The following is a 10,342-nucleotide window of genomic DNA, read 5'->3' as shown; positions in this document are numbered from 1 at the left end:
GGGTCCCCGGCCTTCTCTCAAGCCCGGGGATGAGCCTGCTCAAAGGCCGCGCGCAACCGTTCCGGCGTCACGTGGGTATAGATCTGCGTGGTCGCGAGACTTGCATGGCCGAGAAACTCCTGGACGGAGCGCAGATCGGCCCCGCCTTCCACCATGTGCGTCGCCGCCGAATGTCGCAGACCATGCGGAGTCAGACCGGCCGGAGCAACACCGGCCGCCACCCTCGTCGTCAGAATCCGCCGTACCGTGCGCGGGTCGAGGCGACCTCCGCGCAGGCCGAGGAGCAGCGCACGCCCGCTACGGGCGGTCATCAGCCGCGGCCGTCCCGTTGATCGCCAGGACCGCAGGGAGGCCACCGCCGGCACACTGAACGGCACGCTGCGCTCCTTGCCACCCTTACCGAGGACCCGCAGCAACCGCCGGTCGTCATCAATGTGCCCCAGGTCAAGACCGCACAGCTCGGACACCCGGATTCCGCTGCCGTACAAGAGTTCGAGAACGAGTGCGTCCCGCAACTCCACCGCCCGCCGTACGGCCCGCTCGGAGTCTGCCGTCGAGTCCGGCAGCCCGGACGGCTGCGACGTGCCCGGGGGCGACACATCAGGCGAAGGGTTCTCAAGGAGCTGACGCGCGGCCGCGGCGGTGAGCACCTCAGGCACCCTTCTGACCGTACGGTTACCTACGAGCCGTGCGGCGACGTCGGTGTCGAGGAAGCCACGGCGCGCCGCATAGGAGGAGAAGACCCGGGCCATCGAGGCGCGCCGGGCCAGGCTTGCCGGCGCCGCCCCGGCGGCGCGCATCGAGGCGAGCCAGCTCCGCAGAAGCGCCAGATCGAGGTCGGCGAGGACCGAACAGCCCATCCGCTCCGCGTGAGCGCGCAGGTTAGCGAGGTCGGCGGTGTAGGCACGCACGGTCTCAGGAGATCGGTCCAGCTCCGCGGTGAGATGGCGGAGAAAACCCGCGACCGCCGTGTCCCAGCCGGACTCGGGTGTCTCGACTATCTCGCCTCGCAGGGCCATGCGACGACCGTGGCGGCATCGGCGGTTCTCGTCAAGACGCCGCGGCGTCCGCGACATTGCACCCGAGGACATTGCACCCAAGCTGCCTCAGGTCTCCTCATCGGGGTTTTCGCCGTCGAGTCCCGGATCCGCGGTACTGCGCGTCGAGGAACGATCGGCCCCGCCGTGGGCGGCACCCGGTCGGGTACCGGACCGCCTGCCGGACGTGGCGGGATGGGACGGGTTCGACGGCGCTCGGCCCAGATTCGTGAGGCGGTAACCGCCCGCCACGTTCTCGACCAGCCCCTCCACCGCGAGTGGGCCCAGCATCGCCAGCACCGCCTCGGGGCGCAGGCCGGTGCGGCGCGCCAGCACAGCCACCCCGACGGCAGCGCGGGCCGGCATCGCGTCGAGAAGCTCGCGCACCGCCTCGGACAACCCGTCCCGCGGGCCATCCCCGCTCGCCGGCCGCTGTGCGAACGATCCGATACTCGCGATTTCCTCCCTGATGTCCTCGGCTCCGGTGACCAGGACCGTCTGTTCACGGAAGTCCCGGAGCAGCCGGTGACAGCCTGCGCTCATGGCGCTGGTCACCGGTCCCGGAACGACCATGACGGGACGACCGAGCCTACGGGTGTGGGCGACCGTGTTCAGCGCGCCGCTACGGTGGCCCGCCTCGACCAGGACCGTCCCCCGGGACAGAGCCGCGATGATGCGATTACGGGTGAGGAATCGGCGTCGGTACGGCGGCGTGCCCGGCGACACCTCGCTGACTACCGCCCCGGTACGGGCGATCTCCTCCAGCAGTTCCACATGGGCAGTCGGGTAGGGAACGTCGACACCCCCGGCGAGCACCGCCACCGTCGATCCGGCTGCGGCCAACGCCCCCCGGTGTGCTGCTGCGTCAATGCCGAACGCGGCTCCCGACACCACGGCCCATCCCTGTTCCGCCATCGCAAACGCGATCTCTCCGGCGAGGTGCAGCCCGTAGCTGGTCGCGGTCCGGCAGCCCACGACAGTGACCGCCCGGGGTGGGAGCTCGCTCAGGTTGACCGGACCACGGACCCACAGAGCCAGTGGAGTGCCGATCATCGAACCGTCTCCCTCGTCCCGAAGACGGTCCAGGGCATCCAGTTCGAGGGGCCACTCGGCGTCCTGGGGACAGACCAGCCGGGCGCCGGCGCGCCATGCCGCGTCCAGGTCCCGAACCGGATCGACACTCGGGTGCGCCGCCCGGAGCGCATTCCACACCTCGGACGCACCCCGGCGCCTGACCTCGACGGCCACGCGACGATGTTCCGGGCCGAAGACGCGGGCCAGGGCGACACGGGCCAACCGCTCGGGATCCGACCAGTCGGTGCCACCCGGTGCCACCCTCCCGGGCGCGGGACCGGGATCCGCCCCCCGGGCATCCGGCGGAGTCGTCGAGCTCATGTCCCACTCCCTGAAGACGGCACCGGATGCGGCTTCTTCCTCCTGCGCGACACGGTCTCCTGCGCGACACGGTTCACGTCACGGTCAGGAGCGTCCCCACGGGGGCCTCCCATGCTCATGCCGACCACCCGGGCAATCTCAGATCCAGCGCGGCACCGAACTGCTCGGGACCGGGCGTGCCCCGTCCGGCGAGATCGGCGAAGGTCCACGCCAACCTCAGGACACGGTCGAGACCGCGCGCGGTGAGCAGGCCTCTTTCGAATGCCCGCTCGGCCACGGCCGTCGCCCTCGCCGGCAGCGGCCACAGTCGGCGCATCGCCGGCCCCGGCACCTCCGCGTTGAGCCGCCACGGCGTTCCGGCCAGCCGGACCCGGGTCGCCTCCTGGGCCGCGGCGACCCGCGCCGCGACGACCGCGGACGAATCACCCTGGCCACGGTCCGCCCGTAGCTCCGCTCGGCTGGGAGCGCTCAACGCCACCTGGATGTCGATCCGATCCAGGAGCGGCCCGGACAAACGGGCCAGATAGCGCCGACGGACCAGGCTCGGGCACTCGCAGCCCACCGCGCGTGGGCCACGGGCCTTCGAACACGGGCAGGGATTCGCGGCCAGAACCAGCTGGAAGCGGGCGGGAAACCGTGTCGTCGCGCGAGCGCGGGCGATCTCGATCTCGCCGCTCTCCAACGGTTGACGTAGCGCATCGAGACTTTGACGGGTAAACTCCGGCGCCTCGTCCAAAAAAAGGATGCCCCGGTGCGCCTGACTGGCCAGCCCGGGCCGAATCACCGTCGAGCCTGCCCCGACGAGTGCCGCCGGGGTCGCGCTGTGGTGCGGACTACGATACGGCGGTCGGGTGACGAGCGGGCAGTCCGCGGGCAGCAGGCCGGCGACCGAATGGACCGCGGTCACCTCGAGAGCGGCCTCGGTACCGAGGTTCGGCAGCAGCCCGGGCAGTCTGTCGGCCAGCATGGTCTTGCCACTGCCGGGCGGCCCCTGCATGAACAGGTGGTGGCCACCGGCCGCCGCGACCTCGACGGCCAGCCGGCCCCTGCTCTGCCCCGCCACGTCCGCCAGATCCCCGACCTGACCGTCGGTGGAGGCAGCTTCGGCCGTGGGGGCCGCCACGGGCTCGGCGGCGATCTCTCCCCGCAGGAGCGCCAGCACACTGGTGAGATCGACAGCGGGCTCTACCACCGCGCCCGGTACCAGCGCCGCCTCGGCCGTGTTGCCCGCCGGTACCACGACCCGTTCGATACCGGCAGCCACCGCCCGAAGTACCGCCGGGAGCACCCCGCGGACACCGCGCACCCGGCCATCCAGCGCCAGCTCGCCGATGAGTACCCGACGGAGCAGGGCGGCGCGCGGCACCACACCGGCCGCGGTGAGGATCGCCACCGCCATAGCCAGGTCGAAACCACTGCCCGATTTCGGGAGGGTGGCGGGGAACAACCCGAGCGTGATGCGCCGATCAGGCCACCGTTGGCCCGAGTTCACGATCGCGGCGCGAATCCGATCCCGCGACTCATGCAACGCGGCATCGGGCAGACCGATGAGAGTCAGCCGCGGAAGACCATTGGCGAGATCCGCCTCCACCTCGACGATGTGACCTTCGACCCCGACGACCGCCACCGCCCGGGCCCGCGCGAGGGCCATCAGAACGCTCCCCGGATGTGCTCGACACGAACCGGACCCGCCGGAGAGCGGGACACCAGGAGGACGTCGAAACGCACCAACGACGAGGCGTGGGGGTGCTCTGCGAGCCATCGGGCAGCCAGGCGTCTGATCCGAGCCGCCTTGCGACCCACGACGGCCTCGGCGGCCGATCCGTAACGCGTCCCGGATCGGGTCTTGACCTCGCAGAACACCAGGCTCTCACCGTCCTGCACAACGAGGTCGAGCTCGCCCTCGCGGCAGCGCCAGTTACAGTCGAGGATCTCGGCGCCGACCGCCGCCAGATGGCGGGCGGCGACATCTTCGCCGAACCTGCCCAGTGCGTCCTTTGCCCGCATCGCCGCTCCCGTTCGCCGGGGGACGGGTGCCCGCCGGTCGTGACCAGCGTGGACGTGGGCGGGCCGGAGAGCCATCCACATGATCGATATGTGGATGGCGAGGATTTCTCCACAGGAGCGAGCTGGGCGGACATCTCAGCGGGGCATCACGGGCTTCGGTGACGGGCCGACTCGCACTGTCGATCCAGGCGACAACCGATCGGAATGAGATGCCGATCTGCGGAACATACCGCCGAGACGATCAAGACGCCGAAGCGATCAAGCGGCCGGGGCTGGCAAGCGTGACGCCGAGAGTCGGCGTCAGAGCTCGGCCTTAGTCAACTCCTCGACGTTGATATCTTTAAAGGTGACTACTCGGACATTTTTAACAAAACGCGCAGGACGGAACATGTCCCACACCCAGGCGTCCCGCAAGATCAACTCGAAGAAGACCTCGCCGTCCGTGCTGTTCCTGACCTCGATCTGGTAGTCGTTCGCGAGGTAGAAGCGGCGCTCGGTTTCGATCACATACGAAAAAAGCCCCACCACGTCGCGGTACTCGCGATAGAGCTGCAACTCCATCTCGGTCTCGTACTTCTCGAGGTCTTCCGCGCTCATACAGTCTCCGTGACGCCATGCCGGCTGGTCACAAGCACCCTGTCCTCCAGCCGCAATGATCGTGCTTCCCTCGTCGTCGCCGCATGCGCAGCCACGTTGACGTACGACATCCGATGCTCGTCACACGGTCCGCAGCGCGCCAGCGCCGCCGCGTGGGCCGCGGTGACGTATCCCTTGTGCTGCGCGAAATCGTACTCGGCATAGCGCGTGTGCAACGCACGCATGATCCGGTCCCTCGTCACCTTCGCCACGACCGAGGCTGCCGCCACGCACGCGACCACCCGGTCTCCCTTCACCACCGCCAACGACTCCGCTCCGAAACCGGCGACCGCGAATCCATCCGTGAGTACGTACCCTGGGCGCACAGGCAGGCGCGCCACCGCGCGTCGCATTCCGGTGATGTTGGCTACGTGCAGGCTGACCCGATCGATCTCGGCCGCGGAGATGACGACGGTCGACCACGCCTCGGCGGCGGCCGTCACGTCCTCGAAAACACTCTCACGGATCTGCTCGGTCAGGAGCTTGGAGTCGGCCAACCGCGCCAGCCGTCGACGAGCCTCCGGAGCCAGAATCACCGCGGCGACGACCAAGGGTCCGGCGCATGCCCCACGACCCGCCTCGTCGACCCCTGCGACCGGACCGAGACCATGCCTGTTCAGAGCGCGCTCGTAACCGAACAGCCCGGCATCCCGGCGAAGAGCGGCACCGTAGTGTCTCATGACGGACCGCGGCGCCGAGCCGTCCCTGACACGCGCGTGCGCGTGGGTCCTCGTGGCATCCGGCGGGGCCGACGGGTGGCGGTCCACGCCGGGGGGATCAGCACGGCAAGGGCGAACAGGGATGCGTCATCCGTGACCGGGGAGCCCGGCAGCGGCACCGCGGCGTCGTCGGCGGAAGACAGCGCGGCCGATGTGGCCGACGTGGCCGACCCGGCTGATGTGGCCGACCCGGCCGGCGCACGAGGAGCCGGAGGCAGCACCGACTCGACGGGAATCCCGGCGAAATCGTTTGGAACGCCCAGGAATCCGAACCGGCCGAGTGGCCAGACACGGACGAAGGCCCGTCCCACCACCGCATGCTTCGGGATCGGCCCGTTCTGCCGGGCATCCGAGGAGGCCCCGCGATGGTCACCCATCACCCACAGGTAGCCAGCCGGGACGGTCAGCGGGCCGAACCGCTGATAGTCGTTCTGGTAGACGTACGGCTCGTCGAGCGGATGGCCGTTGACCGAGACTCTACCCGCAGTATCGCAACACGCGACCGTGTCGCCGCCGACCGCTATGACGCGTTTGATGAAGTCGGTCTCGCTCGGAGCCCCGAGACCCAACAGGTTCTGCGCGCCACGAACGAACCTGCTGAACGCGTTGCTCGGCGGCGGGACGACGGACTCGGCATGATCGAATCCGGTTCCCTTGCCGTTGAAGACGACGATCTCACCCCGGTGCACGTCGCGGAAGTGGTAGACGACCTTGTTGACAAGAACCCGGTCGTCGACGAGCAGTGTCCGTTCCATCGACTCCGAGGGGATCCAGAACGCCTGGACCAGAAAAGCCTTGATGAGCAGGGCGAGCAGAAAGGCGATCAGCACAAGGACCGGGAGCTCGCGGAGGAACGAGCCACGGCCACGGGCCCGCGCCGCCTCGGGCCGGGAAACCCGACGACCGGTGGCTTCCGAACCGTCGGGCTGCGCCTGGTCCTTCGGGCCGTCTGGCTCGGTCGCAGGGCTCGGCTGCGCGCCGTCCGGCTGGCCGCACTCGGTCCTTCCCGGTCCCCGAGGCCCACTGGGATCGGATGCGTTCACGCCGCCACCTCGCAGGATCGACCGCCAAACCTCATCGGACCGGTCGACGTGCCACCAGCCGCACCTTGCGACAGCGTTGCGGACCGTGCCGCCTATCTTCTTCCATCAACGGCGACGGCACCTGCACGGGCAACCGGCAAGTCGCGGATGGAGAATCCGGACGCGTCACGGGGTGGCGGTGACCTCAGCGCGCGACCGGCTCACGCTTCTCCTTGATCTTGGCAGCCTTACCGCGCAGCTGACGCAGGTAGTACAGCTTGGCCCGTCGGACGTCACCGCGGCTCACGACCTCGATCTTCGAGACGATCGGGCTGTGGAGGGGAAAGGTCCGCTCCACACCCACCCCGAAGCTGACCTTACGGACGGTGAAGGTCTCCCGCACCCCGCCACCCTGGCGGCGGATGACGGCACCCTGGAAGACCTGGATGCGCTGACGGTTTCCTTCGACAACCCGCACGTGGACCTTGAGGGTGTCGCCCGGCCAGAACTCGGGCACGTCGGTCCTCAGCGACTCGGCGTCGAGGCTGTCCAGGGTGTGCATGGCAGTCGCTTCCTGAAGAGTTGAGAATGGATCGTCCGCGGCCCCGGAACGCACCGAGACGGACAATCCATGGTCGAGGCCGATCTGGCCGGCATGGGTGGACGCAATCACCGCGAGGTGTCCCGCGGGGAAGACATGCGACCCGAGGCCGCCCGAACCGGTCACGAACCGACGGACACTGCATCCTACTGTGCCACACCTAGGAGAGAGACCGGACCGCCCTACCCCTCGCCCGGCCCCTCGACGTCACGACGATGGATCAGGCCGATCCCCTCGGTGGGGGCCCGGCACCATCCGCCCGGCCGCCTCGGCAGCGGCGGCAGCGGCGGCAGCGAGTACGGCTCGGTCCGCTTCGGCGAACTCGCGGCGTTCCAGGAGGTCCGGGCGCCGCAACAGGGTACGACGAAGCGCCTGGGAACGACGCCAGCGGGCGATCGCCTCATGATCGCCGGAGCGGAGAACGGACGGCACCTCGGCCCCCCGCCATACCGGCGGACGGGTATAGACCGGGCCTTCCAGCAAGCCGTCGGAGAAAGAGTCGTCGACGGCCGAGGCACTGTTACCGAGGACTCCGGGCAGCAGCCGCGTAACCGCTTCGAGAAGCACCAGAGTCGCGGCCTCGCCCCCGGCCAGCACATAGTCTCCGATGGAGATCTCGTCATCGGCCCAGGTCTCGATCACCCTGGCGTCGATGCCCTCGTAGCGCCCGCAGCAGAACACCAGCCAGGGCTCGCGCGCCAACTCTTCGGCATAGCGCTGAGTGAACGGAGTCCCCGCCGGGGTCGGCACGACGACCCGGGGCCGGCTACCGGCCACTCGTGCGGTGATCTCCGACAACGCCGCGTCCCAGGGCTCGGGCCGCATGACCATTCCCGGGCCTCCCCCGTAGGGGGCGTCATCCACGGTGCGATGAACATCCGTGGTCCACATCCGCAAATCATGTGTATGGATCTGCAGGGTTCCGCGCTCCTGGGCCCGGCCCACGAGCGACAGACGCAGTGGCTCGAGATAGGCCGGGAAGATGGTGACGATGTCGGCGCGCATCGGCTGCTTTCAGAGATATCAGTTCTCAGAGGTATCGGCTCTCAGAGGTATCGGCTGCCTGCCGGGAAACCCGACCTGCCCGCCAGCCGAAGACCGGGCCGAGGCGGCGCAGCCAACTTCCGGCGCAGGACCCGAGTCAATCGAGATCGAGTAGGCCGGGCGGCGGATCCACGACGATCCGGCCGGCGGGGGGGTCGACGGTCGGCACGATGTCACGGACGAAGGGGACGAGATGCTCGCCACCATCCGGGCCGCCGATCGCGAGCAGGTCTCCCGCAGGGGAGTGAATGATGTCGGTGACGTGCCCCAACAACATGCCCGCCGTGGTCACCGCCCGCAGGCCGACCAGGTCCCGATCCCACCACATCTCCACGGCCTCGCCGTCGGCGGCATCGTCGTCGAGCGGCGATCCCGCCTGATCCGCGTCGATAGCCAGGAGCACGCCGCGCAGCGCCTCCGCGGCGCCACGATCGTCCACCCCGCGAAAGTGAAGCAACAGGCGACCCGAGTGCCAACGAGCGCCGGAGACGGTGAGCGGAGTTCCGCCCCCTTCGCGACCGAGGACTGCCCCTACGGCGAACCTGCGGTGGGGCACGTCGGTGCGAATCTCGATCGTGACCTCACCGCGGATGCCATGCGGCCGGCCGATCCGCCCGACGACGATCTCCTCAGCCACGACTTCTCGAGCAATCAGGACAAAGCTCGCGACAGCATCGGCGGATCCTAATGATCCACATCGACAACGTCGATCCGAAGGCCCCGGCCTCCGACACCGCCCATCACCGTGCGCAGCGCACGAGCGGTACGGCCTCGCCGACCGATGACCTTCCCGAGATCTTCGGGGTGCACCCGCACCTCCAGGGTACGTCCACGCCGACCGTTGTTCAGGTCCACCCGGACGTCGTCGGGGTGATCGACGATGCCTCGCACAAGATGTTCGAGGGCCGCCTCCAGCACCTACTGCCCCGCGGTCGTCGGTGCGTCCGTGGCCGGGGCGGCTTCCACTTCCTCTGCCGACTCTGCCGACCCGGACTTCTTGGCCTTCTTCGGCGTGGTGGCCGGCCGGTCCTCGGCGCCCGCAGCAGCCCGCGCGGCCGCCTGGAAGATCTCCCGCTTGTCCGCCTTTGGCTCGGCGACCTTCATCGGCGGGGGCGCCGGCAGGTTCTTGAACTTCTGCCAGTCCCCGGTGACCTTGAGGATCGCGAGGACGGGCTCGGTGGGCTGTGCACCGACCGAGAGCCAGTGCCCCACCCGCTCGGCGTCGACCTTGATGATGCTCGGGTCGGACTTGGGGTGGTACTGCCCGATGGACTCGATGACCCGACCATCCCGCTTGGTACGGGCATCGGCCACGACGATGCGGTAGTGCGGCTCGCGCATCTTGCCGAGACGCTGCAGTTTAATCTTGGTTGCCACGGTGGTCGAACGGCTCCAGACATGTCGATGACCACTGGTTTTCCACGGCTGCGCATGGAGCCCCGGTGGTGGGAAGCACCCGCGCCGGACAACCACTCACACATCTCCCGCCCGGCACCGCGAGAAACCGCGACACCGCGAGGAATGAGGGCAGCCACACCGGCGCTGGCAGGCAGGGCCTGTATTGAGCTTACAGTCTGCCAGATCGTGACCGCCGCGCACGACCGGGGAGCCCGTGCATCCACCACGGCCGCCTCGCGCGGGTCAACGGCCCCCGCGGGGGCCGCGCGGCGGCATCCCACCGAAGCCGTCCTGCTGCCGCATCAGCGCCGAGAGATCCGGCATGCCGTCCGGAAGCGCGGGGCCCTTCGCCAGCCGCTCCTGCGCAGTGGACTTCTGCGCCTTGGCCTGGGCCGCCCGTGCCGCCGGATTACCCTTGCGGCTGGCTCCCTTGCCCTTCTTCGCGGTCTTGCGAGCCGAGGCGGCCTTCGCTCGACCCACCCC

12 protein-coding genes and 1 pseudogene are annotated in these 10,342 nt (G+C 69.2%); all 13 read right to left on the bottom strand.

Annotated elements, in window-relative coordinates:
* Positions 1 to 17 precede the first annotated feature (17 nt).
* Positions 18 to 1,019 (bottom strand): tyrosine-type recombinase/integrase, encoded by a 1,002-nt coding sequence (locus tag AC08OP_RS14110; protein ID WP_476614607.1) that lies wholly within the window; start codon positions 1,017 to 1,019, stop codon positions 18 to 20.
* 87 nt (positions 1,020 to 1,106) lie between these two features.
* Complete coding sequence (gene dprA / locus AC08OP_RS14105) at positions 1,107 to 2,432, bottom strand: DNA-processing protein DprA (protein ID WP_476614606.1); 1,326 nt, start codon at positions 2,430 to 2,432, stop codon at positions 1,107 to 1,109.
* Positions 2,433 to 2,547: 115 nt separating this feature from the next.
* Positions 2,548 to 4,083, bottom strand: a complete 1,536-nt coding sequence (locus AC08OP_RS14100; protein WP_476614605.1) for a YifB family Mg chelatase-like AAA ATPase — start codon at positions 4,081 to 4,083, stop codon at positions 2,548 to 2,550.
* Positions 4,083 to 4,439 carry a YraN family protein gene (locus AC08OP_RS14095; RefSeq protein ID WP_476614604.1) on the bottom strand — a complete coding sequence of 119 codons (357 nt, stop codon included), beginning with the start codon at positions 4,437 to 4,439 and terminating at the stop codon, positions 4,083 to 4,085. Before AC08OP_RS14095 ends, AC08OP_RS14100 begins: the two co-directional genes overlap by 1 nt.
* Positions 4,440 to 4,739: 300 nt before the next feature.
* On the bottom strand, positions 4,740 to 5,036 hold the full coding sequence (locus tag AC08OP_RS14090) for a DUF2469 domain-containing protein (RefSeq protein ID WP_011437963.1): 297 nt from the start codon (positions 5,034 to 5,036) through the stop codon (positions 4,740 to 4,742).
* On the bottom strand, positions 5,033 to 5,755 hold the full coding sequence (locus AC08OP_RS14085) for a ribonuclease HII (protein ID WP_462187770.1): 723 nt from the start codon (positions 5,753 to 5,755) through the stop codon (positions 5,033 to 5,035). The genes AC08OP_RS14090 and AC08OP_RS14085 overlap by 4 nt, the downstream gene beginning before the upstream one ends.
* Positions 5,752 to 6,837, bottom strand: coding sequence for a signal peptidase I (lepB, locus tag AC08OP_RS14080; protein ID WP_476614603.1), 1,086 nt, complete (start codon positions 6,835 to 6,837; stop codon positions 5,752 to 5,754). The genes AC08OP_RS14085 and lepB overlap by 4 nt, the downstream gene beginning before the upstream one ends.
* A 184-nt stretch (positions 6,838 to 7,021) precedes the next feature.
* Complete coding sequence (rplS, locus tag AC08OP_RS14075; RefSeq protein WP_462187772.1) at positions 7,022 to 7,378, bottom strand: 50S ribosomal protein L19; 357 nt, start codon at positions 7,376 to 7,378, stop codon at positions 7,022 to 7,024.
* 246 nt (positions 7,379 to 7,624) lie between these two features.
* A complete protein-coding gene (gene trmD, locus AC08OP_RS14070; RefSeq protein WP_476614602.1) occupies positions 7,625 to 8,422 on the bottom strand; it encodes a tRNA (guanosine(37)-N1)-methyltransferase TrmD in 798 nt (265 codons plus the stop codon).
* A gap of 136 nt (positions 8,423 to 8,558) precedes the next feature.
* Entirely contained in the window at positions 8,559 to 9,098 is a 540-nt protein-coding gene (gene rimM / locus AC08OP_RS14065) for a ribosome maturation factor RimM (RefSeq protein ID WP_476591584.1), read from the bottom strand.
* Positions 9,099 to 9,145: 47 nt separating this feature from the next.
* The gene (locus tag AC08OP_RS14060) at positions 9,146 to 9,379 is read right to left on the bottom strand and encodes an RNA-binding protein (RefSeq protein ID WP_476614601.1); all 234 of its coding nucleotides are present in this window, start codon (positions 9,377 to 9,379) and stop codon (positions 9,146 to 9,148) included.
* Positions 9,380 to 9,838: a 30S ribosomal protein S16 gene (gene rpsP / locus AC08OP_RS14055; RefSeq protein ID WP_462187776.1), complete on the bottom strand. Its 459-nt coding sequence runs from the start codon at positions 9,836 to 9,838 to the stop codon at positions 9,380 to 9,382. It lies immediately after the preceding gene.
* A gap of 264 nt (positions 9,839 to 10,102) precedes the next feature.
* Positions 10,103 to 10,342, bottom strand: a pseudogene (locus AC08OP_RS14050) (signal recognition particle protein); the annotation flags it as partial.

This window comes from Frankia sp. CeRuru1 (assembly GCF_977966315.1).
This window is presented reverse-complemented; position numbering and strand designations above follow the sequence as displayed.

What these genes read in the sequence shown, in the direction of transcription:
- rplS (WP_462187772.1), bottom strand. Translation starts at nt 7,378, where the DNA reads ATGCACACCCTGGACAGCCTCGACGCCGAGTCGCTGAGGACCGACGTG.
- AC08OP_RS14110 (WP_476614607.1), bottom strand. Translation starts at nt 1,019, where the DNA reads ATGGCCCTGCGAGGCGAGATAGTCGAGACACCCGAGTCCGGCTGGGAC.
- AC08OP_RS14095 (WP_476614604.1), bottom strand. Translation starts at nt 4,439, where the DNA reads ATGCGGGCAAAGGACGCACTGGGCAGGTTCGGCGAAGATGTCGCCGCC.
- AC08OP_RS14085 (WP_462187770.1), bottom strand. Translation starts at nt 5,755, where the DNA reads ATGAGACACTACGGTGCCGCTCTTCGCCGGGATGCCGGGCTGTTCGGT.
- AC08OP_RS14100 (WP_476614605.1), bottom strand. Translation starts at nt 4,083, where the DNA reads ATGGCCCTCGCGCGGGCCCGGGCGGTGGCGGTCGTCGGGGTCGAAGGT.
- trmD (WP_476614602.1), bottom strand. Translation starts at nt 8,422, where the DNA reads ATGCGCGCCGACATCGTCACCATCTTCCCGGCCTATCTCGAGCCACTG.
- AC08OP_RS14090 (WP_011437963.1), bottom strand. Translation starts at nt 5,036, where the DNA reads ATGAGCGCGGAAGACCTCGAGAAGTACGAGACCGAGATGGAGTTGCAG.
- dprA (WP_476614606.1), bottom strand. Translation starts at nt 2,432, where the DNA reads ATGAGCTCGACGACTCCGCCGGATGCCCGGGGGGCGGATCCCGGTCCC.